At 59.2% G+C, this 23,688-nt stretch carries 29 protein-coding genes and 2 tRNA genes; 14 read left to right on the forward strand and 17 right to left on the reverse strand.

Annotated elements, in window-relative coordinates:
- Positions 1 to 3: 3 nt before the first annotated feature.
- Positions 4 to 618, reverse strand: a complete 615-nt coding sequence (locus QDY28_RS05345) for an HAD family hydrolase (protein WP_331380625.1) — start codon at positions 616 to 618, stop codon at positions 4 to 6.
- Entirely contained in the window at positions 615 to 1,724 is a 1,110-nt protein-coding gene (gene mutY, locus QDY28_RS05350; protein WP_331380626.1) for an A/G-specific adenine glycosylase, read from the reverse strand. The genes QDY28_RS05345 and mutY overlap by 4 nt, the downstream gene beginning before the upstream one ends.
- A gap of 98 nt (positions 1,725 to 1,822) precedes the next feature.
- Between mutY and QDY28_RS05355 the strand changes: the two genes are divergently transcribed.
- The 6 genes from QDY28_RS05355 (at position 1,823) to QDY28_RS05380 (ending at position 8,969) form a co-directional block, all read left to right on the forward strand.
- On the forward strand, positions 1,823 to 2,323 hold the full coding sequence (locus tag QDY28_RS05355; RefSeq protein ID WP_331380627.1) for a DUF721 domain-containing protein: 501 nt from the start codon (positions 1,823 to 1,825) through the stop codon (positions 2,321 to 2,323).
- Positions 2,324 to 2,400: 77 nt separating this feature from the next.
- Entirely contained in the window at positions 2,401 to 2,625 is a 225-nt protein-coding gene (gene relB, locus QDY28_RS05360) for a type II toxin-antitoxin system RelB family antitoxin (RefSeq protein WP_028750684.1), read from the forward strand.
- Positions 2,609 to 2,881, forward strand: coding sequence for a type II toxin-antitoxin system RelE family toxin (locus QDY28_RS05365; protein ID WP_331380628.1), 273 nt, complete (start codon positions 2,609 to 2,611; stop codon positions 2,879 to 2,881). Before relB ends, QDY28_RS05365 begins: the two co-directional genes overlap by 17 nt.
- A 186-nt stretch (positions 2,882 to 3,067) precedes the next feature.
- The gene (locus tag QDY28_RS05370; protein ID WP_331380629.1) at positions 3,068 to 3,805 is read left to right on the forward strand and encodes a DsbA family protein; all 738 of its coding nucleotides are present in this window, start codon (positions 3,068 to 3,070) and stop codon (positions 3,803 to 3,805) included.
- Between the two features lie 234 nt (positions 3,806 to 4,039).
- Positions 4,040 to 7,501 (forward strand): chromosome segregation SMC family protein, encoded by a 3,462-nt coding sequence (locus QDY28_RS05375; RefSeq protein ID WP_331380874.1) that lies wholly within the window; start codon positions 4,040 to 4,042, stop codon positions 7,499 to 7,501.
- Positions 7,502 to 7,643: 142 nt separating this feature from the next.
- Entirely contained in the window at positions 7,644 to 8,969 is a 1,326-nt protein-coding gene (locus QDY28_RS05380) for a hemolysin family protein (RefSeq protein WP_331380630.1), read from the forward strand.
- A 16-nt stretch (positions 8,970 to 8,985) separates the two neighbouring features.
- Here QDY28_RS05380 and QDY28_RS05385 read toward each other — a convergent pair whose 3' ends face one another.
- Positions 8,986 to 9,318, reverse strand: a complete 333-nt coding sequence (locus QDY28_RS05385; RefSeq protein WP_331380631.1) for a HigA family addiction module antitoxin — start codon at positions 9,316 to 9,318, stop codon at positions 8,986 to 8,988.
- Between the two features lie 9 nt (positions 9,319 to 9,327).
- Complete coding sequence (locus QDY28_RS05390) at positions 9,328 to 9,618, reverse strand: type II toxin-antitoxin system RelE/ParE family toxin (RefSeq protein ID WP_331380632.1); 291 nt, start codon at positions 9,616 to 9,618, stop codon at positions 9,328 to 9,330.
- A 183-nt stretch (positions 9,619 to 9,801) separates the two neighbouring features.
- Here QDY28_RS05390 and ppdK point away from each other — a divergent pair, with 183 nt between their 5' ends.
- A complete protein-coding gene (ppdK, locus tag QDY28_RS05395) occupies positions 9,802 to 12,468 on the forward strand; it encodes a pyruvate, phosphate dikinase (RefSeq protein ID WP_331380633.1) in 2,667 nt (888 codons plus the stop codon).
- A gap of 27 nt (positions 12,469 to 12,495) precedes the next feature.
- Here the strand turns inward: ppdK and QDY28_RS05400 are convergent, their stop codons facing one another.
- Together QDY28_RS05400 and QDY28_RS05405 are read right to left on the reverse strand one after the other, a co-directional pair.
- Positions 12,496 to 12,762, reverse strand: coding sequence for a hypothetical protein (locus tag QDY28_RS05400; RefSeq protein WP_331380634.1), 267 nt, complete (start codon positions 12,760 to 12,762; stop codon positions 12,496 to 12,498).
- Between the two features lie 124 nt (positions 12,763 to 12,886).
- Positions 12,887 to 13,303 carry a hypothetical protein gene (locus QDY28_RS05405; protein ID WP_331380635.1) on the reverse strand — a complete coding sequence of 139 codons (417 nt, stop codon included), beginning with the start codon at positions 13,301 to 13,303 and terminating at the stop codon, positions 12,887 to 12,889.
- Between the two features lie 243 nt (positions 13,304 to 13,546).
- Here QDY28_RS05405 and QDY28_RS05410 point away from each other — a divergent pair, with 243 nt between their 5' ends.
- Complete coding sequence (locus QDY28_RS05410) at positions 13,547 to 14,479, forward strand: DUF1499 domain-containing protein (protein ID WP_331380636.1); 933 nt, start codon at positions 13,547 to 13,549, stop codon at positions 14,477 to 14,479.
- Positions 14,480 to 14,485: 6 nt separating this feature from the next.
- Here the strand turns inward: QDY28_RS05410 and QDY28_RS05415 are convergent, their stop codons facing one another.
- Together QDY28_RS05415 and QDY28_RS05420 are read right to left on the reverse strand one after the other, a co-directional pair.
- Positions 14,486 to 15,394: an MBL fold metallo-hydrolase gene (locus tag QDY28_RS05415; RefSeq protein WP_331380637.1), complete on the reverse strand. Its 909-nt coding sequence runs from the start codon at positions 15,392 to 15,394 to the stop codon at positions 14,486 to 14,488.
- Positions 15,391 to 15,690, reverse strand: coding sequence for a cupin domain-containing protein (locus QDY28_RS05420; protein WP_331380638.1), 300 nt, complete (start codon positions 15,688 to 15,690; stop codon positions 15,391 to 15,393). Before QDY28_RS05420 ends, QDY28_RS05415 begins: the two co-directional genes overlap by 4 nt.
- Before the next feature lie 159 nt (positions 15,691 to 15,849).
- Between QDY28_RS05420 and QDY28_RS05425 the strand changes: the two genes are divergently transcribed.
- A tRNA-Gln gene (locus QDY28_RS05425) sits at positions 15,850 to 15,924 on the forward strand.
- Positions 15,925 to 16,044: 120 nt separating this feature from the next.
- On the opposite strand, the gene QDY28_RS05430 is transcribed toward QDY28_RS05425, so the two are convergent.
- The gene (locus QDY28_RS05430) at positions 16,045 to 16,440 is read right to left on the reverse strand and encodes a hypothetical protein (RefSeq protein ID WP_331380639.1); all 396 of its coding nucleotides are present in this window, start codon (positions 16,438 to 16,440) and stop codon (positions 16,045 to 16,047) included.
- A 303-nt stretch (positions 16,441 to 16,743) separates the two neighbouring features.
- Between QDY28_RS05430 and QDY28_RS05435 the strand changes: the two genes are divergently transcribed.
- Positions 16,744 to 16,820, forward strand: a tRNA-Pro gene (locus QDY28_RS05435).
- A gap of 107 nt (positions 16,821 to 16,927) precedes the next feature.
- Here the strand turns inward: QDY28_RS05435 and QDY28_RS05440 are convergent.
- From QDY28_RS05440 to QDY28_RS05470, 7 genes are all read right to left on the reverse strand, one after another.
- The gene (locus tag QDY28_RS05440; RefSeq protein WP_331380640.1) at positions 16,928 to 17,986 is read right to left on the reverse strand and encodes a tyrosine-type recombinase/integrase; all 1,059 of its coding nucleotides are present in this window, start codon (positions 17,984 to 17,986) and stop codon (positions 16,928 to 16,930) included.
- Between the two features lie 229 nt (positions 17,987 to 18,215).
- Positions 18,216 to 18,419, reverse strand: coding sequence for a hypothetical protein (locus tag QDY28_RS05445; RefSeq protein WP_331380641.1), 204 nt, complete (start codon positions 18,417 to 18,419; stop codon positions 18,216 to 18,218).
- Complete coding sequence (locus QDY28_RS05450; RefSeq protein WP_331380642.1) at positions 18,419 to 18,607, reverse strand: hypothetical protein; 189 nt, start codon at positions 18,605 to 18,607, stop codon at positions 18,419 to 18,421. The genes QDY28_RS05445 and QDY28_RS05450 overlap by 1 nt, the downstream gene beginning before the upstream one ends.
- A 34-nt stretch (positions 18,608 to 18,641) precedes the next feature.
- Positions 18,642 to 18,950, reverse strand: a complete 309-nt coding sequence (locus QDY28_RS05455) for a hypothetical protein (RefSeq protein WP_331380643.1) — start codon at positions 18,948 to 18,950, stop codon at positions 18,642 to 18,644.
- Positions 18,947 to 19,240 (reverse strand): hypothetical protein, encoded by a 294-nt coding sequence (locus tag QDY28_RS05460; RefSeq protein ID WP_331380644.1) that lies wholly within the window; start codon positions 19,238 to 19,240, stop codon positions 18,947 to 18,949. The genes QDY28_RS05455 and QDY28_RS05460 overlap by 4 nt, the downstream gene beginning before the upstream one ends.
- A gap of 49 nt (positions 19,241 to 19,289) precedes the next feature.
- Positions 19,290 to 20,045, reverse strand: coding sequence for a Rha family transcriptional regulator (locus QDY28_RS05465; protein WP_331380645.1), 756 nt, complete (start codon positions 20,043 to 20,045; stop codon positions 19,290 to 19,292).
- 62 nt (positions 20,046 to 20,107) lie between these two features.
- On the reverse strand, positions 20,108 to 20,848 hold the full coding sequence (locus QDY28_RS05470; protein ID WP_331380646.1) for a helix-turn-helix transcriptional regulator: 741 nt from the start codon (positions 20,846 to 20,848) through the stop codon (positions 20,108 to 20,110).
- Between the two features lie 127 nt (positions 20,849 to 20,975).
- On the opposite strand from QDY28_RS05470, the gene QDY28_RS05475 reads away from it, so the two are divergent.
- The 3 genes from QDY28_RS05475 (at position 20,976) to QDY28_RS05485 (ending at position 22,789) form a co-directional block, all read left to right on the forward strand.
- Positions 20,976 to 21,230: a transcriptional regulator gene (locus QDY28_RS05475; protein WP_331380648.1), complete on the forward strand. Its 255-nt coding sequence runs from the start codon at positions 20,976 to 20,978 to the stop codon at positions 21,228 to 21,230.
- Positions 21,231 to 21,429: 199 nt separating this feature from the next.
- Positions 21,430 to 22,173: a hypothetical protein gene (locus tag QDY28_RS05480; protein WP_331380649.1), complete on the forward strand. Its 744-nt coding sequence runs from the start codon at positions 21,430 to 21,432 to the stop codon at positions 22,171 to 22,173.
- 151 nt (positions 22,174 to 22,324) lie between these two features.
- Entirely contained in the window at positions 22,325 to 22,789 is a 465-nt protein-coding gene (locus tag QDY28_RS05485) for a hypothetical protein (protein ID WP_331380650.1), read from the forward strand.
- Between the two features lie 8 nt (positions 22,790 to 22,797).
- Here the strand turns inward: QDY28_RS05485 and QDY28_RS05490 are convergent, their stop codons facing one another.
- Positions 22,798 to 23,052: a DUF982 domain-containing protein gene (locus tag QDY28_RS05490; RefSeq protein ID WP_331380651.1), complete on the reverse strand. Its 255-nt coding sequence runs from the start codon at positions 23,050 to 23,052 to the stop codon at positions 22,798 to 22,800.
- A gap of 127 nt (positions 23,053 to 23,179) precedes the next feature.
- Here QDY28_RS05490 and QDY28_RS05495 point away from each other — a divergent pair, with 127 nt between their 5' ends.
- Positions 23,180 to 23,611 (forward strand): hypothetical protein, encoded by a 432-nt coding sequence (locus QDY28_RS05495; RefSeq protein WP_331380652.1) that lies wholly within the window; start codon positions 23,180 to 23,182, stop codon positions 23,609 to 23,611.
- Positions 23,612 to 23,688: the final 77 nt, after the last annotated feature.

The following is a 23,688-nucleotide window of genomic DNA, read 5'->3' on the forward strand; positions in this document are numbered from 1 at the left end:
AGCTCAAACCTCGATGCCGTAGCCGGCGAGATCGCGGCGCAGCTTCTCGGCGCCAGTGAAATGGACGGCGTTCCAACCCGCAGCCTTTGCACCTTCCACGTTGGCGAGCGAATCGTCGATGAAGATGGTGGAGGCCGGATCCAGACCGAAACTTTTCACATGCGCTTCGTAGATTGCAACATCCGGCTTGATGAGGCCGATGTCGCCGGACACGGTGACGCCGCGCGGTTTGGACAGGAAATCGAAGCGCGTCTGTGCCTCGCGAAACGTGTCGGAGGCGAAATTGGTCAGCATGGTGACATCGCGGCCCTCGGCAATCAGTTTCTCCAGGATGGCGACGCTGTCGTCGTAGGCATGTGGTACCATGTCATGCCAATATTTGCGGAAGGCGCGGATCTGTTCCTCCCGCTCGGGATGCTCGGCGATCAGCAGCGCTTCGGCCTCTTCCCACGTCCGACCGCGATCCTGCTCGATATTCCATTCATTCGTGCAGACGTTGGCGAGGAACCAGGCTCGCTCCGCTTCATCCGGGATGATTCGGCTATAGGGGATGCTCGGGTCATAGTGAACAAGCACCTTGCCGATGTCGAAGACGATGTGGCGGATTTCCGTGGTCATGAATTGGGTCCTGATGTGTAAGCGCTGGCTTTAGCGAATGCGCGTGGAATAGCCTGTGCGATCGCTTTTTTCATGACGGTCGGCAAGGCCTGCGCTTCAAGATTTGTAACCGGCTCCCACCATCCGTCATTGCGGATCATGTTAGATGCCACCTGAGCGCGATAGATCGATAGCCGCAGTTCGAAGTGGGTGAAGACATGCGTTACAATGCCTGCTGCCTGCCAATCGGCCGGGAAGGGGGCGGCGGTGGCGCTGGTCTCGCCGTCGATGCGTGCCGTCCAGCCGGTCGTCGGCACTTCGGTCATGCCGCCGAGAAGGCCACTGGCGATGCGCCGGCGCAGATAAATCTCGCCATCGCCATTCACAGCCACGAAAGCGGCACCCTGGCGTACCGGTTTTTCCTTCTTTGCCGCTTTGACAGGAAAATGCTCGGGATCATGCAGCCGCAGCGCCTTGCAGGCATTGTTGAAGGGACAGAGCGAACATGCCGGCCGTTTCGGCGTGCAGATCGTCGCGCCCAGATCCATCATCGCCTGCGCGAAATCGCCGGCACGATCGGTTGGCGTCAGCAATGCCACCTTCTGCCTCATCAGCGGCTTGGCGGCCGGCAAAGGTGTGGCAATGGCGTAAAGGCGGGAAATAACCCGCTCGACATTGCCGTCCATGACGGCCGCTTGCCGGTTGAATGCGATGGCAGCGACTGCCGCGGCGGTGTAGTCGCCGATTCCTGGCAAGGCGCGCAGTCCATCTTCGGTGTCCGGGAACTGCCCTCCATGCTCCGCCGCCACGGCCTCCGCACATTTCTTCAGGTTGCGGGCGCGGGCGTAATAACCAAGCCCTGCCCAGGCAGCCATGACATCGTCGGTGGGCGCCGCCGCAAGGTCACGGACTGTCGGCCAGCGCTCCAGGAATTTGGCGAAATAGGCCTTAACTGCCGGCACGGTGGTCTGCTGAAGCATCACCTCGGATAGCCAGACATGATAGGGATCAGGTCGGATGCCACGCGCTGCCATTGGCGGCGAGACGCGCCACGGGAGGTCACGGTGATGGCGGTCGTACCAGGAAAGCAGGGATGCGGCCGTCGGGGATTCTATTGTCGTCGTCATGATTTGCCGCATCGAGGGGAAGTGCTCTATACTTGGCCAAGCTGCGCTAGCCAATCAAGGCCTTGGATGCGCAAACAGGGTCCCGGGTTCACTATCCAATGAGTTATCCCCGAAAAGGCGAAAAGCAGATTTCCGAGCTGACCAACGGCATCATCGATCCCGTGCTGGCAAAGCGTGCGGGAATCAATACCGCGCTGCTCGGCTCCTGGGACGAGATCGCCGGCGAGGATTTCGCCGAATGCACGCGGCCGGAGAAGATCGCCTGGGCCAAACGCGGCGGGTCGGGCGAAGACGGTGGCTACCAGCCTGGTGTGCTGACCATCGCCTGCGAAGGCGCGCGCGCCCTGTTTCTGACCCATGCACAGGGAGAACTCATCCAGCGTATCAACGGCTTCTTCGGCTTCCACGCCGTCAGCCAGATCCGCATCGTCCAAAAGCCGGTCTTCGTGGCCTCCAAACGCTCGCGCACGCCCCCGCCGCTGAAAGGCGAGGCAGCGCGAAAGCTGGAAGACATGATGGACGGCATCGAGGACGACAAGCTGCGTGCGGCAATTCAGAGGTTAGGCACGGCGATGGTTTGGAAGCGGGGTAAAAGATAGCTTCGTTCTTGCGACGAAAGCAGTTGGTCGGCGGGTTCCGGAATGCTATATTTGTATAGCAATTTGGAGTGAAGATGATGTTGGCCCTACGGCTTCCGCCGGAAATTGAAGCAAGACTCGATGAGCTCGCCAAGCGTACCGGGCGCAGTAAAAGCTTTTATGCCCGTGAGGCGATCCTGGAGCACCTGGACGACCTTGAGGATATCTATCTCGCGGAGAAGCGCTTGGAAGAGTTTCGCCGGGGGGAGAGCGATACCGTTTCCCTGGCTGAGTTAATGGCACGCTATGGCGTGGACGATTGAGTTTCAGCGATCTGTGGAGCGCGAACTCGAAAAGCTCGGACATGAGACTGCGCGCCGCATTCTTAAATTTCTTCATGAGCGTGTCGCCAAACTGGACAATCCGCGCTCAATCGGAGAGGCCTTGAAGGGTTCTGATCTCGGTGATTTCTGGAAATATCGGGTGGGAGACTGCCGAGTAATCGCACACATCGAAGATAGCGCCATACGAATTCTGATTGTCCGGGTCGGAAATCGCCGTGAGGTTTATCGAAGATAGTTCCACATCGCGGTTCGTATTTAGGACCGACCGCCCATCCCCATCAATTCTGACGATAATTTAACCTCTTTGTCTTCGGCAGGTCACAATTCTTTGAAGAAAGTTGGCCAACCGTGCCTTGTTCGTAGCAACTAGCCGTTATATCGCAATGAACCATTCACAGACCTCTTAAACGACGGGTGACTTATGCCGATGTCCGACATGCTCTTGACCAAACGCCGCCTGCTGGGCGGTACCGCCGTTGCGGCTCTCTCCCTGGCGTTCGCTGCTTTTGCCGACACGGCATCCGCCGCCAACGCCACCACGGTCGGCGGCGCTCAGGAGAACACCAATACCGCTGCCTCGCCGGAGGATGCAATTCCGTCGTCGGAAGGCAATGTTGACATGAACGAGGTGCTGAAGCCCGGCCCGCTGCCGGAAATCGCGCTTGGCAAGGAAGACGCTCCGGTCAAGATCGTCGAATACATGTCGCTGACCTGCCCGCACTGCGCGCATTTCGCCACGACCACCTTCGATGCGATCAAGCAGAAATACATCGATACCGGCAAGGTTCGCTTCATTATCCGCGAATTCCCCTTCGATCCGCGCGCCGCCGCCGCCTTCATGCTGGCCCGTTGCGCGCCGCAGGAACAGTACCTGCCGATGGTCGATATGCTGTTCAAGCAGCAGATCGCCTGGGCGTCGCCGGATGTCGATGGCCGTGCCGCACTGCTGCAAATGTCGAAACTTGCCGGTTTTACTGAGGATAGCTTTACGAAATGCTTGACGAACCAGAAGCTTCTGGATGATGTCAACTCAGTTAGGGAACGTGCAGCCAAGGACTTCGGCGTCAATGCTACGCCGACCTTCTTGATCAACGGCAAGCGTTATGCAGGGGACATGTCGGTTAATGCCATGTCGAAGCTCATCGATAGCCTTCTCTGATCCGTGCCTTTTCAAAACGGCGGGCGGCGGGGAAACCTGCGCGCCCGTTTTTTTGTGCCCGGCTGTTACCTTCTCCCCCGCGGGGAGAAGGTCGCGCGTAGCGTGGGTTGAGGGGGCGTTACGGGGAGGACTGGGCTCTAGGCATGGCTTAAGGTATTCGTCGTTGCGCTCCTCATCCTCCTCATCCGCCCTTCGGGCACCTTCTCCCCGTCGGGGAGAAGGGGGGGAATGCCCATGAAGTTCAACAGGCTTCGTCTCGTCGGCTTCAAATCCTTCGTGGAGCCGGCGGAATTCGTCATCGAGCGCGGCTTGACCGGCGTCGTCGGCCCGAACGGTTGCGGCAAGTCCAACCTGGTCGAAGCGCTGCGCTGGGTTATGGGCGAGAACTCCTATAAGAACATGCGCGCCTCCGGCATGGATGATGTCATCTTCTCCGGTTCCGGCAATCGCCCTGCGCGCAATACCGCCGAGGTCGGTCTCTATCTCGACAACAGCGACCGCACGGCGCCTGCCGCGTTTAACGACAGCGACGAAATCCAGGTCACTCGCCGCATCGAGCGCGAGCAGGGCTCGCTCTATCGCATCAACGGCAAGGAGGCCCGTGCCAAGGATGTGCAACTGCTGTTCGCCGATGCCTCGACCGGCGCGCGTTCGCCGTCGATGGTGGGGCAGGGGCGTATCGGCGAGCTGATTCAAGCCAAGCCCCAGGCTCGCCGGCAGCTTCTCGAAGAGGCGGCAGGCATTTCCGGCCTGCATTCGCGCCGGCATGAGGCGGAACTCCGTCTGCGTGCCGCCGAAGGCAATCTCGAACGTCTCGACGACGTGACCTCGCAGCTTGAAAGCCAGATCGAGAGCCTGAAGCGCCAGGCGCGTCAGGCCAACCGCTTCAAGATGCTGTCCGCCGACATCCGTGCCCGCGAGGCCATGCTCCTGCATATCCATTGGAAGCAGGCCAAGGAGGCGGAAGCGGAGGCCGACAGCGCTCTCAACCAGGCAACCGTTCTGGTCGCGGAAAAAGCGCAGATACAGATGGAGGCGGCGAAGGCGCAGGGCATCGCCAGTTTCAAGCTGCCGGACCTGCGCGAAGAGGAGGCGAAAGCCGCGGCCGCCTTGCAGCGCCTGCAGTTTGCCCGCAATCAACTGGAAGAGGATGCCAACCGCATCCTGCGCCGTCGTGACGAACTGACCCGGCGACTGGCGCAATTGGCCGAAGATATCAGCCGCGAGGAGCGCCTTGTCGCCGATAATGCCGCGATTCTCGCCAAGCTTGATGCTGAGGAGGCCGATATTGCCGAACTCCTCGCCGATTCCGGCCGGCTTGCCGAGGAGACGCGCGAGGCTTTCGATGCCGCCGCCGCCAAGCTGGAAGACAGCGAGCGTATCTTTGCCGCGCTGACCGCCGAGCGCGCCGAGGCTTCAGCCGCCCGCAATCAGCTCGAGCGCGCCATCCGCGATCTTGCCGACCGCAAAATGCGGCTGGAACGCCAGATGGACGAGGCCAGCCGAGAGCTCGACGCGATCGATGAAAAGATGGCCGCCCTGCCAGACCCTGGCGAAAAGCGCGATGTGGTCGAAGCTGCTGAAACCGTCGTTGCCGATGCCGATGTGGCGATCCAGCTCGTCGAAGCGGCGCTTTCCAAGGCCCGCGAGACCGAAGCTTTATCGCGCGCGCCGGTCGACGAAGCCCGTTCCCGGCTGAACGCCTTGGAAACCGAGGCGCGCACGATCTCTAATATGCTAGCGGCGGGAGCAGCTTCGGCCACATTTGCACCGGTTGCGGAAGAGCTGCGCGTCGATCGCGGCTTCGAGACAGCGCTCGGTGCAGCTCTTGGCGACGACTTGGAATCGCCGCTGGATCCGCAAGCGCCGGTCTATTGGTCGGACAACGGCAGCGGTGCCACCGATCCTGCCTTGCCGGAAGGTGTCGTGCCGCTGATTTCGCATGTTGGGGCACCGGCGGCATTGACGCGACGTCTTCGCCAGATCGGCCTTGTCGCAGCCGAAGATGCCCTGCGTCTCATGCCGGCGTTGAAGCCTGGGCAGCGGCTGGTGACGAAGGACGGCGCCGTATTTCGTTGGGACGGGCATGTGACCGGGGCAGATGCCCCCAGCGCGGCCGCTCTGCGGCTGGCGCAGAAAAATCGCCTAGCGGAGCTCGAAGCCGAAGCCGAGATGGCACGTGATGTCCTGGTCGAAGCCGAGGAGCGCTTGGCAATTGCCGGTGACGCGATCCGGGCCGAGGAAGGTCGTCTTGTCGTCGCGCGTGATACCAGCCGGCTTGCTGGCCGGCAGCTCGCGGAGGCTCGCGAAGCATTGGCGATGGCAGAGCGCGCCTCCGGCGATCTGATCCGTCGTCGCGACGTCATCTCGGAAGCTGCCAGCCATCTGCAGGCGCAGATGGAAGAGGTGATGCTACAAGATGAAAATGCCCGCATCGAACTGGAGGATGCGCCCGATCTGACGACCATCGATCTCAAGCTGCGCAATCAGCAGGCAGATGTCGCCACAGATCGCGGAGCGCTCGCCGAGGCGCGCGCCCGTTACGAAGGGCTGAATCGGGAAAACGAGGCGCGGCAGCGCCGCATTCTGGCTATCCGGCAGGAGCGTGACGGTTGGCGCCAGCGCGCCGCCAGTGCCGAAGAGCATATCCAGACCTTGCGCGACCGCGAAGAAGAGGCGCGCGACGAAGCCGCCGAGCTGGACCTTGCTCCGGATGAATTTGATGACAAGCGTCGCAGCCTGATGAATGAATTGCAAAAGGCTGAGGAGGCGCGCCGCGCCGCGGCTGATCGCCTGGTCGAGGCGGAAATCGTTCAGCGCGAGGCCGATCGCCAGGCCGCCACGGCGTTGTCGGAACTGGCTGAAAGCCGCGAAAAGCGTGGCCGTATCGAAGAGCGGCTGGTCTCTGCCCGCGAGCGCCGCCAGGAAAGTGAATTGCGCATCCGTCAGGCGTTGAATGTCGAGCCGCACGAGGTGTTGCGGCTTGCCGGGCAGTCGGCGGGGCAGAATGTTCCCGATTTGCGCGAGGTCGAGCGCGAGCTGGAGCGGCTGAAGATCGAGCGCGAGCGCCTCGGTGCCGTCAACCTGCGCGCCGAGGAAGAAAGCAAGGAATTGGCCGAGCGGCTGCGGGCCTTGATCAAGGAGCGCGACGACGTCATCGACGCCATCCGTAAGCTGCGCGGTGCGATCCAGAGTCTCAACCGCGAAGGCCGCGAGCGACTGATCGCTGCTTTCGACGTGGTCAATGTTCAGTTCCAGCGGCTGTTTACCCATCTTTTCGGCGGCGGCACGGCCGAACTGCAACTGATCGAGTCAGACGATCCGCTCGAGGCGGGCCTCGAAATCCTCGCCCGTCCGCCGGGCAAGAAGCCGCAGACCATGACGCTGCTTTCCGGTGGCGAACAGGCGCTGACGGCGATGGCGCTGATCTTTGCCGTCTTCCTCACCAATCCGGCGCCGATCTGCGTGCTGGACGAAGTGGACGCGCCGCTCGACGACCACAATGTCGAGCGCTATTGCAATCTCATGGACGAGATGGCCGCCTCCACTGAGACGCGTTTCGTGGTCATTACCCACAATCCCATCACCATGGCCCGCATGGACCGCCTCTTCGGCGTGACCATGGCCGAACAGGGTGTCTCACAGCTTGTTTCGGTTGATTTGCAGACCGCCGAGCGGCTGCGGGAAATTGCTTGAAACGCCTTTTTCCGATTGGAAAAAAGAAAAACCATTTCCATATCGACAAGAAATTGCCGCTTCGGCTGCCGCACAGCCGGAAAGCGTGTTAGATTTCTTTTCGATCAATAATACGTGGCGCTCATCCGCCCGGAAGGGAAGCATGTCTGGATTTGATGGCGGTATTTTCGATTTTCTCGGAATACTTGCCGTGTTGTTCCTCGTCGCCGCCAATGGTTTTTTCGTTGCGGCCGAATTTTCGCTTGTCTCCGTTCGGCGCAGCCGCGTTGCCGAACTGGTCCTAGAGGGGCGGATGAACGCGACCGCCTTGCAACGGGCGGTCGACAATCTCGACGCCAATCTCGCGGCCACTCAGCTCGGCATCACCATATCTTCGCTCGCTCTCGGCTGGGTGGGTGAACCGGCGCTTGCCCATCTCTTGGAGCCGCTTCTCGATTTTCTGCCCGGCTCCTGGGCAGCCGCCGGATCGCACGCCGTCGCCGTCGTGATTTCCTTCATCATCATCACCGCCCTGCACATCGTCCTTGGCGAACTGGCGCCGAAGAGCCTGGCATTGCAGCGTAGCGAAGGCACTGCCCTGGGCGTCGTGCGACCCTTGGGGTTGTTCCTGTTTCTGCTCCGCCCGGCGATCGTGGTACTGAACGGTCTCGGAAATCTGGTTCTGCGCCTCTTCGGCCTGCGGCCGGGCGCCGGCGAAGGCTCGCTGCATTCCCCCGCGGAAATCAAGATGCTGGTGGCCGAAAGTCAGGAGGCTGGCCTGTTGGAACAGGCGCAGCAGGAACTGGTCGAACGTGTCTTCAACATCGGCGATCGCGATGTCTCCGATATCATGACGCCGAGGCTGGAGGTCGATTGGATCGACGCCGAGGACACGCCGGAGGAGATGCTGAAGGCTATTCGCGAAAGCCGGTTCGAACAGCTCCTGGTCGGGCGCGGGACGATCGATGAACCGATCGGCATGATCCTGAAAAGGGATCTTCTCGATCAGCTCCTCAACGGTCAATCGCTCGATCCAATGGCTGTCATGCGGCAGCCTCTTATCGTTCACGAGGCGACGGCCGTGTTCAAGGTGCTCGAAAGCTTCAAGCGCGCGCCCGTCCGTCTCGCCATGGTCATCGATGAATATGGTAGCCTGGAGGGCATCGTCACGCAGACGGACCTGCTGGAAGCCATCGCCGGCGACTTGCCGAACATGGAGAACGAAGGGCCGGATATCGTCGAGCGGGCCGACGGCTCATTGCTGATCGAAGGCATGATGCCGGTCTATGATGCTTTCCAGAGGCTGGGGCTCCGCGAGCGTTCCGAAGACAGCGGTTTTCACACCTTCGCCGGCTTTGCACTCTACCAGCTCGGTCATATTCCGGAGGTCGGCGAGAGCTTCATATTCGACGGCTGGCACTTCGAGATCGTCGATCTGGACGGCATGCGGATTGACAAAATTCTGGCAAAGCGGGAGGGGACGGCTTAGTCGCCTAATCCGATCATCAGGTTGCGGTCGATGGCGGATCGTTTGGCTTGCCTTTGAATGGTGCCACCTTGATGTCTCCCTCCCGCTTGCGGGCTTGAGCAATGTCATAGCTATTCTGCATCCGCATTAGCGTATCCATAGATACGCCAAATGCTTTCTCGATTCTGAGCGCCATTTCTGGCGACAGATGGGCTCGTTCGTTGAGAAGCGCGGACAAGGCCGGGCGTGTAACGCCCAGCGCCTTGGCTGCGTCGGTGACGGAAAGCTCAAGAGCTTCAATGATCTCGCTTTTGACGAATCCGCCCGGATGGGCTGGATTTTTCATGCGGATGCCCTGTGCAGCGTTCATTGCCGCCTCCTAGTGATAATCTTCATAATCGAGGTCGATGATCTCAATTTCTGTCCGGTCTATCCGGAATGTCAGCCGCCAGTTTTTCGTGACAAAGAGGCTCCAGGTGCCTTTGCGATCGCCGGCGAGCAGATGCACTTTCCAACTCGGCACCGTCCGCAATTCCTCCTCCTGTTCCATATCCTGGAGAAAGGAAATAATTCGCCGCAGTTTTGGTATGAAGGCCGGTTGCAAGCCGGAGGCATCGTCCTCTTCGATGAACCGGCGTAGCCCCTTATGAATCACGTTTCTGATCTTCATGAATTTTACTTAGTGGAGCGTGCGTCGTGCGTCAAGTGACGCTTTACGCATCCGTTGTAATGGACGCGGTTTTCAACGCTGTAATCCGATATTTATTGTGCGGCGCAACATTTCGCCGCATTTGTCGATTTTCATTTCCACCTCAATGAATTAAGTTCAACCTTAGGAGTTGGACGGGGGAAAATGACCAAGTGGGTTTATACATTCGGCGACGGAAAGGCCGAAGGTCGCGCCAAGGATTATGAGCGGCTCGGGGGGAAGGGCGCTAATCTTGCCGAAATGTGCAGCCTGGGCCTGCCGGTTCCCCCTGGCTTGACGATCGTCAGCGAAGCCTGTGCTTTCTACTACAAGAACGGCCGCAACGTTCCGGAAGACCTGAAACCGCAGGTGATGCAAGGACTGAAGCAGATGGAGACGATCACCGGGCGCAAGTTCGGCGATACCGCTCGCCCGCTGCTCGTTTCTGTGCGCTCCGGCGGTCGCGCTTCCATGCCGGGCATGATGGATACCGTCCTCAATCTCGGCCTCAACGACGATACGGTGCAGGCGCTCGGCCATGACGCCGGCGACGCCCGCTTCGCCTGGGATAGCTATCGTCGCTTCATCCAGATGTATGCCGATGTCGTCATGGGTCTCGACAACGAGATTTTCGAGGAAATTCTGGAGGATGAGAAGGCCCGCCTTGGCCACGAGTTCGATACCGATCTTTCCGCGGTCGAATGGCAGCATGTGGTCTCCCTTTATAAGTCCGTCATCGAAGAGGAACTGGACGAGGCCTTCCCGCAGGAGCCTGAGGTGCAGCTCTGGGGTGCCGTCGGTGCGGTGTTTTCCAGTTGGATGAACCCGCGCGCGATCACCTATCGCCATTTGCACAATATTCCCGAAGCCTGGGGCACGGCGGTGAATATCCAGGCCATGGTCTTCGGCAATCTCGGCAATTCCTCCGCCACCGGCGTCGCATTTACCCGCAATCCCTCGACGGGTGAGAAGGAGCTCTACGGCGAATTCCTGGTCAATGCGCAAGGCGAGGATGTCGTCGCCGGCATTCGCACACCGCAGAGCATCACCGAGGCGGCCCGCATCGCCTCCGGCTATGACCGGCCGTCGATGGAAAAACTGATGCCGGAAGCCTTTGCCGAATTCCGCCGCATCTGCGCCGAGCTCGAAGCGCATTACCGCGATATGCAGGATCTGGAATTCACCATCGAGCGCGGTAAGCTCTGGATGCTGCAGACCCGCGCGGCCAAGCGCACCACCAAGGCGGCGATGAAGGTCGCCGTCGACATGGTCGACGAAGGTGTGATTACTGAGGAGGAGGCCGTTTCGCGCATCGAGCCCTCGACCCTTGACCAACTCCTGCACCCGACCATTGATCCGCGCGTGCATCGCGAGGTCATCGGCTCCGGCTTGCCGGCCTCGCCGGGGGCAGCGACCGGGGAGGTCGTATTCACTGCCGAGGAGGCGATTATCGCCGAAGAGGAGGGCCGCAAGGTCATTCTCGTGCGCATCGAAACGAGCCCGGAGGATATTCACGGCATGCATGCCGCCGAGGGGATTCTCACGACGCGCGGCGGCATGACCAGCCATGCGGCGGTAGTTGCCCGCGGCATGGGCATTCCCTGCGTCGTTGGCGCCGGCACCATGCGCATCGACATGCGCAACGAAAAGCTGATCGGCATTGGCGTCACCCTGAAAAAGGGCGATATCGTCACGATCGACGGCTCCACCGGTCAGGTGCTGAAGGGCGAAGTCCCGATGATCCAGCCGGAACTGTCAGGCGATTTCGGCCGCATCATGGCTTGGGCCGACCATTCGCGCCGCATGACGGTGCGCACGAATGCCGATACGCCGGCGGACGCCCGCGCCGCCCGTTCCTTCGGCGCCGAAGGCATCGGCCTTTGCCGTACTGAACACATGTTCTTCGAAGGCGACCGTATCCATGTCATGCGGGAGATGATCCTCGCCGAAGGCGAGGAGGGCCGACGCGCCGCGCTCGCCAAGCTCCTGCCTATGCAGCGGCTCGATTTCACCGGCATGTTCACCATCATGCACGGCCTGCCGGTGACCATCCGCCTGCTGGACCCGCCATTGCACGAATTTCTGCCGAAGACGGACGAGGAGATCGCCGAGGTTGCCGGCATCATGGGCATGGAGCCGGCCATATTGCGCCAGCGCGTCGATGCGCTGCATGAGTTCAATCCCATGCTCGGCCATCGCGGCTGCCGCCTGGCGATTTCCTATCCCGAGATCGTCGAGATGCAAGCCAGGGCCATCTTCGAGGCGGCGGTCTCCGCCGCAAAAGAGACGGGTGCGGCAGTTGTGCCGGAGATCATGGTGCCGCTGGTTGGCCTTCGTTCGGAGCTCGATTACGTCAAGACATGTATCGATGCGGTGGCCCGCGCCGTCATGACGGAAGCGAAGATGAAGATCGACTATCTCGTCGGTACGATGATCGAGCTGCCGCGCGCCGCCCTTCGCGCCCATATCATCGCCGAAGCGGCCGAATTCTTCTCCTTTGGCACCAACGACCTGACGCAGACCACCTTCGGCATGTCGCGCGACGATGCCGCGGCCTTCATTCCCACCTATCAACGCAAGGGGATCATCGAGCATGATCCTTTCATCTCGCTCGATTTCGATGGCGTCGGAGAGCTGATTCGCATCGCGGCCGAACGCGGCCGCCGCACGCGCAACGATATGAAGCTCGGCATTTGCGGCGAACATGGCGGCGATCCGGCGTCGATCCACTTTTGCGAGGAGATCGGGCTGGATTACGTCTCGTGCTCGCCCTTCCGCGTGCCGATCGCAAGGCTTGCGGCGGCGCAGGCGGCAATCAGAGGCAAGGCATAGTTTTCGTCGCGGGGAGAGGCGAAGTGATCAATGCCAATGGCGATGATAATATCGCGGTCCGACCACGATGGACGGTCCCCAGAAGAAATCATCATTGCTTTCCATGAAAGCACGCTGATCGGCGCGCCGGCTCAGATCCTGATTCATCAGGCAGTTGGCGAAACTCTCGGTGCCGCGGCGAAAGCCGTAGCTGCTGCATCTCGCTTCATCCGCCGCTCGAATCTCCTCTGCCGTCTGGCAGGCGGTTAAAGCCAGAGCCATGGCAATGAGAGAAAGTGCGGGAAAAATACGCATGACTCGATATCCTCGGCACAAAATATGCACGCGAAAACTATAGTCTCCCTCGATAAGGTGCGAAAGGCATATCGCCGCCGGTTCATCACGAAACCGTTGAACGGCATGGTAAGACTGAAGCTGTTCAAGCGTCTTCGCGCGGCCTTGCCGGCAGGCGTTGCAGCAGATCGACGAAAGCATCGGCAAAGCGGAGCAGGGGCTCGGTCTCCTCGTCCGGCTGCAGCAGGCGGATTTCCGCATCGTCTTCGTCTAGCACGGCGAAGATGACGCGCATGGTCTCTCCATCATCAGGGATCCGCAGCACCGCAAGCCGGCGGCAATCCGATATCAATCCCGTGGCTGGAAGATCGAAGAGAAATTCGCCATGCGCAGCCCGGGCGGCATCCCGCACCGCTTCGCAAAAGGCAGCCTCGCCACCGGAAAAACCTTCCAGCGATAATTCCAGCTCAAGAAGTTCGAGCGGCAGGGTGGGATCGGCGGCATCGGCGATCGTGCCGGCGGCCGCAGGCAACGGCTTGGCGGCGATGTCCGGCGATTGCATCGTTTCCATCTCCTCAAGTCCTTTCATGGCCTAAGCAGAACCCAAAAAGCATGGCCTCTTTTCAGAATTTAAGCAAGTACTCACATTTCGCACCGATTGACCCCTCTAACCGGCTTGCGATCGAACGTTGTTCATCCGGGCCGAGAGCCGATTTATTTTCGCCATGTCTTGCTCTAAACATGAAGTCGACCTTCGGGATTGGGTAGCATCCGCCTTCCGATCCGACGCGCCGACGAGCTTTTGATGACCATTCGCTTCGACCGTCCCGTTTCGCATGCCGCCCGTGCCGCGCGCCTGATTGCGTCCTTTGCGCTGGTGCTATGCGCGGTGATTCTGATCGGCCATCGATTCGGGCCGCTGGAAACGCCCTATTTCGTCCTGCTGATGCTGATTTCCGCTGGTTTCGCGGCGCTGGCGGTGCTGCTTGCGGCCGTTGGCTTGTCGCAACTCTGGCGGGTTGCCGCCGTTGGGGGCGTTTCGGCTTTCAAGGCGCTGATCTACGCTGCGCTGCCGCTGGCGATCGTCGGCCTCGGCGTCGAGCGATATTGGACACGGCCCGCCATCTACGATGTCTCCACCGATCTCGTCGATGCCCCGGAATGGCTGGCGCCACCGCAGGCCGAACAGATCTGGCTGCCGGCAAGGCATTTCGTGACAGCACAGGATCGCGAGGCGCAATATGCCGCCTATCCGGCGCTGACCGGCCGGCGCTATGAAGGCGCGGTTGACCGTGTGCTTGAGGCCGTGCGTAAGGTCGCCAAGGACAATCATATCACCATCGTCAAGGCCGAAGGCGCCGCTGTCGTTGATCCGAACAGCGATGAAAAGCCGAAGCGCCGCGCACCGCGGCAGAACCAGAGCCAGACACCGGACGACAGCGCCGTCACCGACATGCCCGATGTCGTCCCCGTGCCGACGCCGCGCCCCTTCCGCGACGATGTGGCTGATCTGATTCGCCAGAATTCTGACGTGGTCCTGCAGGGCGAGACCCGCACCCGCATTCTCGGCCTGAATTTCGATGTGCTGATCCGCCTGCGTGAAGAGGCGGAGACGACGCTTGTCGATGTCCGCGTCGCCTCCCGCTATGGCCAGGACGATCTCGGCATTAGCGCCAACATAGCGGAAACCTATCTGAAGGCGCTCGACGCCGAACTCCTTGGCATTGCCGGAAGCTGAAGCCGCTTACGCCAGCCGATACGTTCCGAATAGCGCCGGCGGCCCGTCCGTCTCCACCTGGCCTTTTCCCACCAGATCCTCCAGATGTGCCAGCACGGAGAGCGCGGCTGCGCCATGCAGGCGAGGGTCGGTGTCGCGATAGATGGCTTTCACCATATCGGGGATCAGGCGGTCGCCTGCCTTGATCCGCTCCAGCACGGCGCGTTCGCGCATGCGCCGATGGGTCCTGAGGCCCCGCAGGAAGGAGGCGGGTTCCATCACCGGCCCGCCATGGCCGGGAAAGAACCGGCGATCGTCGCGGGCAAGCAGCCGCTCGAGCGAAGCCATATAGTCTGCCATGGAGCCATCAGGCGGTGCGACGATCGTCGTCGCCCAGGCCATGACATGATCGGCGGAAAAGACGATGCCGCTGCCCTCCAGCGCAAAACAGGCATGATTGGCCGTGTGGCCGGGTGTCAAAAGCGCAGTCAATTCCCAACCGTCTCCCGAGACGCTTTCGCCGTCGGCAAGCGCGATGTCCGGCAGAAAATCCGTATCCGAGCTTTCGGCAAAGGGATTGACCTCGCCTTCATGCAAGGGCCGGGCCGCGCGGTGCGGCCCTTCGCCGACCGTCAGGGCACCCGTTGCCTCCTTGAGCCGCTTGGCGAGGGGAGAGTGGTCGCGGTGAGTATGGCTGACGAAGATATGCGTCACCTCGCGGCCCTTCAACGCTTCCATCAGAGACGTAAAATGCGCCTCATTCTCCGGGCCGGGGTCGATGACCGCCACGGACGAGCCGCCGACAATATAGCTGTTGGTGCCGTGAAAGGTGAAAGCGCTGGGATTATTGACCGTCATCCGCTCGACACCGGGCGCTATCGGCACGGCGCGCCCGTAGGCAGGCTCGAAGGCAAGGTCGAATTCGGGAACGCTCATCGTTTGTATTCGATTTCAATCAAGGACATCGGTTCCGCCCCGGCATTGACCACATTATGCTCGACGCCGGCGTCACGCCGGTAGGCCGCGCCCTTGGCGAGGTCGACACGCCGGCTTTCATCCGCTTCTTCGATCAGGAACTGGCAATCCGTCATCGGCACCACGACATAGCCGAGACCATGAACATGATGCCCCGTATCGGCGCCCGGCTCGAAATCCCAGCGGGTAATGCGCACCATGGCGTCGTCGATAAGAACGGACGGAACGGCCGGAGGGCGGGCGCGAAACTGGCTCATTGGATCTCCTAAAGTGGATTTTGGAACAGCAAGCCCTATCATAGCCCCGCTGGAAGCACACAGAAATATGCGCTCACGCATAACTTAATGATTGTGAGCGGATGCGACCTTTGCTAATCAGACGCCGATTTGGCGCGAACAGTCGCCATGTCGCACTGTTGGGGCGTAGCCAAGCGGTAAGGCAGCGGTTTTTGGTACCGCCATCCCCTGGTTCGAATCCAGGCGCCCCAGCCACTCAAATTTCCAAAAATCTAAATTGATTTGGCCGCAAAATAGCCGCCCCGCCCACCAAAACAAAAACAGGCGACCCTTTCGAGCCGCCTGCGATAGTCCGTCCCCGGTAATCCGAGAAACTCAGCTCGCCTTTTCTGCCGGTGCCAGCAGTTCGGCGCAGTAGGAGGAGCCGTTGGTGCCCGGCTGGTCGCCGAGAATATGGACTGAGCGGATGACATAGCTCTGGTTGGTGACGATATCGGCCTTGCAGCTAAGATAGAGCTTGCTCTTCTTCGCGCCCTTCTTGCCGCCGATGGCGACCGTCTTGTAGCCGCCGCGCCAGGTGTAGACGCGGTTGCCGCCTTCGTCGCGGTCGGAGATCGGCGGGCCGTAGGAGGCAAAGAACCGGCCGGCCGACTGGCCTTCCCAGCGGTCTTGAACCGGGTTGCTGGCAATCGTCGGAAGAGCTGTGCCTGTGGTGCTGCAGCCGGCCAGGGCCAGTAACAGCCCTGCCGCGGTGATCATGCGGATATTCATCGTATCGTCCTTGAGCTTCTGTCTCGCAATCGGCTGCGAAAATGCCGCTGTCCCACGACATTTCCGCCTGTCCCGCAAAGGCTTTAGCGCCAAAGCCGGCAAAAGAAAATTCCAATCCGCGTGAAGACGCGGGATTTTGCCAAAGGTGTTGCGTCTTACGCACTTCGGCCGATTCGAGACCTGTTTTTCTGCCGATTTTCTGAGCAATTGCCTCTGTAATCTTTTCGTCAAAAATCGATTGGTTTTTTTGATTTTGGTGCTTGTGCATCAAAAATGGCTGGTCTATAGAAGCGCCGCTGGTCACGGAGTGTAGCGCAGTCTGGTAGCGCACCACGTTCGGGACGTGGGGGTCGAGTGTTCGAATCACTCCACTCCGACCAGCGAAAAGCCTTACAAATCAAGGCTTTCATCCCGAAGAAAGCTTCCTCCGCGAAAGCCATTTTCTAGATAACGGACCGATTGCGGACCGTTTGAAGCATCGGACCGATTAGAATGCGTTCGCTGCCTGCTGTTGGAAGTCGGGACTCGCGTGCGCGTATGTCCGCTCAAACTCCTCCGAAGTCATCCCAAGAGACGCTGCAGCCTGCTCGGTATCAACGCCGGCCTGGGCAAGCCATGTTGCGCGCGTATGCCGCAGTACGTGAGGGGTGACATCATCTCCGAAGCCGGCAGCGTCACGCACAGTCCTGAAGGCTTTATGCGGCTTGATGATCTTCTCCCCGGCATACGTCACCACATAGCGTAGCGTCACCTCGTTGCCTTCCGAATCGGTCGTGGTGTCGGCTTTGTGCCAATACCGAAGGAAGCGCAGAAGGCGAGGGGGAACCTTGACGGGTGTACGGCGCTTGTTGTGCGCGACCCGCTCGCCCTCGGCACGGCGATAGATGACACCGCGCTCGAGATCGACATGGCCGGCGGTGGTATTCGGCATCCATTGAAGGTTCAGAACGGCGGAAAGGCGTGTGCCGGTGTAAAGGCCGATCATAATAAGTCGGACCAGGTGGCCGCATTGCTTTTCTTTCCTGGCGGCGCGCAAAAGGCGGCCAATCTCCTTCCGCGTGAGCCACTTCTGCCGCGGCATGCCCTTTTCGGGCAAAGTGACCTTGGGAACCATATCGAGCGTATGCTCGGCGTGGTAATAATTGATGGCCGCCCGCAGGACTTCCAGATCCCGGCGAGCGCCACCCAGATTTCCCCGATCGGCAGCATATTCTCTGCACGTCTGCCCTTTGACCTCTGTCAGCAGCATATCGCCGAAATAGTCGGTGATGCGATCGAGCATTGCCAACGTCTCCTTCGGCCGGGCCGTCTGCTGCGCCTTTTCTTCCGAATAGACGATGACGACGTCTGCTACCGTGACTTCAGCGGAACGACTGCTGCGCTGAGGCCGGTATCGGTCGTTGATGTATTCGGCAAGGCGTTCCTGAGCTGCCGCAATTTCATCTTCGCGGCATTCCGTGGGGACACGCTTGCCTCCGTCCTTGATGAACCATGTCCCGGTGTCTGGCCTGAGCCAGAGACGGGCTGGTCGTTTCTTTTGAGACATTTTTCTATCATCCTCTCGATTGATCGACGTGTGACGAAATCCTTGTTGGCAATCTGAAGGATTTCCAGGTTGCCTTTGCGCGCTTCAGTGCGAAGAGCGGACTTCGTCAGCCGACCACCGAAGAATAATCGGCAGGCTTCAGCAAGAGTGACCGGCTCGTCATCGCCGATCTGTTCGGAGGAGGAGAGCGGCACGTCTCGGTTACCCCCGTTATCCACAGAGGAGCCGCTCATTCAGATGCCTCCTGCTGTTCAGGCATCCGATCGTCGGCCATTGCCTCGATCGTCACAAGCAGATCGACGGCGATCATGGTGCCGTGATCGAGTGGGTCGCGCTCGTGCTTCATCTCGAGTGATCGAGCTGCCAAATTGAGCAGCCCAAGGACATGGCGAAGCTCGGCGAGCTTATCGAGAATTTCAAGGTTGCTGACCATCACAGTTTCTCCGGAAGAGTGTCGACGAGGTTCTGCGCGTTGATGATTTCCTTGTCGGCAGCTTCTGCCAGTATCTGGAAAGCGCAGTTTTCGCGGTTGTCGGAAAGGGATTCGGCCGCCATCTTGATCGCGTGCAGGAAGCTTCTGGCGGCACCAAGCGAATCTTCGAATTCGGTCTTCGTGCTCATATTTCCAATCCAGTTCATGGAGAGGGGCGCTGGGTCATTGAAGGCACTCCCCTCTAGCTGCCGCGTCAAATGCCACCTGTAACCGCGATGCTCTTGAGGCAACGTCGTTCCAGGCGAACGAGAGCATCTCCATTTCTGAATCGGTCAGCTTGATGGTGAGAACGGCAGAACCGGCGTCGACGCTACGGTCAAAGAGGCTATCGTCCAAGAGGTCAGCCAGGATTCGAGCCATATTGCGGAGACACGAGATGTCGTGATCTAAGCCGCGGAAAGCATCTATGATTTCTTCGTTGGCCTTCGCTGCCTTTGCTTCAGTGACGAAGTTCGCGGGAACGTGTTTCATGACTCGGCGCTCCCCTGGACACGGCTGCAAACAAAACAGAATTCGAGATCCCACGCGATCTTCCCGTTGACCTCTTTTCCCGTTGCTTCTGCGAGAGCGGCACGCAGTTGGTCGAAATAATATTCGACACGCTCGCGCGGTGTCAGAGCGAGCTTCGCCGGTTCACTGGCGACCGAGGCGAATACTGGTGGGATAGCCGCTGTCGCAGCTAGACCGGGAAGGGCGGAAAGGAATGTGCGGCGAGAAGTAGGCAAGCCTTCGGCGGCTGCCACAACTGGTGTGTTCGGCATTGGTGTTCTCCAAATTTTCAGAAGGGGAATTGACGCGCTGTCGCGCCGGTTATTCGCGTTTGGCTTGGGTCTTGTGGTCGATGGCAACCATTCTGAAGCGGCCGTCGACATAGGGATGGGTGAAGAACTGACCAGTGACCTTCTTCGCCTCGGAAACGAAACGCTCGAATGTAGCAGTCACGTCCTTCTGCCAATAGACGGCATATGCAGCGCCATCTGCCTCGACATGCTCATTGCGGACCATACCAGCCGGCTTTGGCGCATAAGGCGATTGGCGCACAACAGCGTCCACGATGGCCGCGGATAGACCGAACGCTTTCCTGATCCGCTTGCGAACGTGGATAATGCTCTCCGAATTGGCAGGCCGGGCACTGAGAATGGTTTGCGCTGTTTCGACACGCTCCACACGGGCATCGATGGCCGTGATTGCCGCTGCCTGTTCGGCCTGACGTCGTTCTACTTCAGCCTGGATCGTGAGCATTTGGATGAGGGTTTCGGTCGTGGTCAGCATGCGAGGCTGATGCGCCTGCTGTTCAAGCTCCTGCCAGCGGTCAACAAGGCGAGCGGTGAATTCTGGCGAGAGCTGTGCCACGATCACGTAGCTGTCACGCTTGCCGATCTGATAGACTTGAACAGTCTGCCCGAGATGATTTTTAACATCCCCTGATGGGGGAAGTTGAATCGCGCCGCGCTCGGCAAGGCGCTCGATCGATTGTTTAACCTTATCGTGGCGCGAATTCACCAGTTCGGCGATGTCCTGGCTCGACATCGTGACTGGTGCATTGATGTGGATGAGCGGATTCATATTCACTCCATCGGTTAAGATGAAGCTATAGTTAACGCTCTAATGTGTTGTTGTCAACACATTCAATTGTTAATGTCCCTGGGTGCGGGCAATCTTGCCACGACTGGTCCCATCGCCGGCCAAGTGAGCCAGCGCGCGAGGAATGCCTCCGGCGGATTCCAGAACTTAACCTTTACCTGGAGCTCGCCCTCTGAAGAATGCATGTTTTCAAAGCCGGTCCAAGTACACAGCATACCCGCGGTGCGCCCATCCGGCATTCCGTGGATCATAAAGACCTCGCCCAATGGTTCGCTTCCCGCATCGGGGTCGACAATCGCTATCTCGCCTTTCTTTAGGACAGGGTGCATTCGATCGTCGGGAACGACAATGCCGTACGCTCCAAGACTTTCTTGAACGGGATAACCGCGTGGCAGGAATATTGCTGGTTTCGAGTTAATGATCCATGTGGTTTCCCCACTCTCTTCGCCTAGTGCCATTGTGAAAACTGGCATTCTCTCGCGGTCTCGATAGTCTTCGGCGATGTGGGCTCGTACACCGTAGCCCGCCCCATATTTGGCGGAAAATCGGACAAGGCTTTCTTCTTCCTGAATCGGCGATGGCAACCCGAGGACCTTCCGTATCTCTGGCATGTATTTTGATTGCCTAGTCAATCCCCGCTCCAGCCTATCTATCGTCTGCTGATTTGTTCCAGCGCGTGAGGCGAGTTCGGCTTGGGACAGTTCAAGCTTCTCTCTTGCCGACTTTATCTCTTCGCCCTTTGCCGACATCAGCTTGTCGATGAGTGTTTCATTTCTTTCGATCATGGTCGCCCTTGTGTGCCCTTGTGTGTCTGATACTCATCTAATGACACATTAAAGCCGCGCTGCATAACAACCAAGTGTGTTATTTTACTTGATGGTTAATGGCGCCTTGTGTTATCAAGGGTGGGCCATGACAAACACACCGAATCCCAAAGTCATCACTCGGCTGTTAGAAGCAGCCATCTCGATTGCCGGTTCCGAGGCAAAGCTCGGTAAGCTCATAGGCAAATCGCAGAACGCCATTTGGTCCGCGAAGCGTAAGGGTCGCGTATCAGCAGAAATCGCCGTCGGAATCGATCGGGCCACAAAAGGAGCGATTTCTAAATCGCATCTTCGCCCCGACATTTTTCCGCCGATTGTCGAAACTTCGCAGGTGTCCGCATGATGGGCGCCTCTGAAACAGTGCGCCATCGCGCAGAAAATGACGCCGTTACTCGCGCCGCTCAATGGCTCGCCGATCGCAAAGGCGACGAATCCGGCGTCGTCATTCCCGTTCTCAAACAACGCTTCGGTCTGACGCGCGTCCAGGCTGCACAGACCTGCACGTTAGCGAAATCCTTTCGCGTCTGCAGGAGAGCGTTCGGATGAGCCACTACCGGAAAATTGATGTCCACGTCTGGAATGACGCCAGGTTCATGTCTCTGTCGCTTGAGGGCAAACTTGCTTGGTTCAATCTGCTCACCCATCCAATGATGACCTCGCTCGGTGCAGTTCGCGCCACGCCCGAAGGCCTTGCTGCCGAGTTGGCAATGGGCGGCGAAGCCTTTCGGGAAGCCTTTCGGCAAGCCTTGCAGGATATCATCGACAAAGGCATGGCGGATTACGATCCGAAAGCCAACTTAATCGCCCTGCCGAACTTCCTGAAATACAATAAACCGGAGTCTCCCAACGTCGTGAAGGCTTGGGCGAGCGCCGCCGAAATGTTGCCCGAGTGCGGACTGAAAGAGCTTATAATTCAAAGATCTGTAGCCTACGCGGAAGGCTTAGGCAAAGGCTTCAAGGACGCTGTCCATCAGGCCTTTCCGAAGGCTACCGGTAAGGCTTACCCGAAGGCTTCCCCTATACAGAGAGCAGAGAAGCAGAGAGCAGAGAACAGAGATTTAGATTCTGCTTTGGATGAAGAAGACACTACAGAGGGTACGTATACGCGTGAGACGATGTTCACGCCGTATCCCATCCCAACATCATCGGCCGAAGGGAAAGCTTTCCTTCTAGGCAAGGGAGTTCCGGCGGATCAGATCGACATCTGCCTTCGGAACCTCCTCGGCGGCAATTTTAGCCCATACGATCTTGAGGGAATTCTAACTCAGGCAAGGAGCGCCGCATGAGTCCGCTACCTCCTTTCATCCGAGACCCGTCTATGCTTCCCCCGAACGTCCTAGATGTCATGCCGGTGATCATCCGGAAGATTGCGGCCGAGACTCCGTGGCCTCCCACTCCGAAGGCGGGCGAACTCGTGCATCTCAAAAGGAGGGTCGCATGAACAAGGCTGACGCCGTCATCGTGTACGATCTCCTCTTCAAGCGTCTCTTGAACTGGGACATCGCGCTTGCCTGCAATAATCCTCGCGGTCGCATTGATGGCCGATCGAAGGAAAGCAGAGCTTCCGCCCTGCTTCTGAGAGACCTAGTCGCGAACATGCCAACCTTCGACAATCTGGTTGCTGCTATCCGGAAGGATCAAGATCCGGCTGACCTGTGGCCGGAGCCGTTCAGAGAGACCGTTCGGTTCCGCCTCTGTCATATGGTCCCGCGTGCCATCAACGAGCCCCTTTCGGAGGAAAGCAAATCACACGGTCGCGCTTGGCCGGATTTCATTCAGCGGTACGCCAAGCCCGCGACCTGCGCGGACCATCCGCCGTTTCCGCCGCCCTCCCATGGCATGCAGGAATTTAGCAGGCGTCGTCGCCAATCCAAGATCAGTGCCGCGAAGGGGGTGGCCTGATGGTGATCTCATTCCCCGTACACGAACACGCCGTCTTCTCGCGCAGCCGCAATCATGGCGTTTCGCGCTGCCTCGGTTGTGATTGTCCCCTCCAGGGCATCAATAAGCGCTTGCTTTGCCGCGTCATAGGCTTGGCCGGTCTTCTCCTTCGGCCATTCGTACAGCAGGAATTCCGCAGCTCGTTCGGTACTGTTGATCGTGACTGCTCTGCCGAGATGTTTCGTTTCCAACATCAGGGTTTTATCCCACCATTGCCTGGGCATGGCATTTCTCCTCCGAATTCACAACAGGCGATCGGGTGCTTTGTTCCGAGGAGGGCAGCGCAATGATCATTCTCGAAATCTACTGGCTCAAGCTTCGGCTGTCGCTCCGCACATGGAGGGTCCGCATGTGACCAAAATCCTCAACGTCACGCGAAACGATGAAGGTCAATACGAAATCACCGACGCGCGCGGTAAGCTCCTAGAGGGACCATTTGAAACGAACGCAGCGGCATGGAAGGCGCTAGACCGTCTCGACACGCAATCCGCTGACATTCCCGATCGCCGCCGCAGCAACAAGAAAGTGCTCTGGGGCAAGCCGGACCGGACTTCGAAGAAGAGCAAGAAGGAAAAGAAACGCGCTGCGAAGCAGGAAAAGCAGATGCAACGCAATGCCCATAAGGCGGTGGGCTGGGTCCGGGATATCGCTGCTGTGAAGTTCGATCCTACAGGCAATCGCGCATATCGCGATCATCGGCTCGGCACGTTCGGTGCGGCTTCGGAGGTCAAGCGTATCGATCCGGCCACCTACCTTGCCGAGAAAGCAGCGCGGGGTGAATAAAGCACAACCAAGTTAGTTCGCAATACACAACCATAACATTTGTTCCGATAATGTTCTGTGGTAATTAATGCAACAAC

Origin of the sequence: Rhizobium sp. BR 362, from assembly GCF_036528765.1 — a bacterium.
Lineage (GTDB): Bacteria > Pseudomonadota > Alphaproteobacteria > Rhizobiales > Rhizobiaceae > Rhizobium.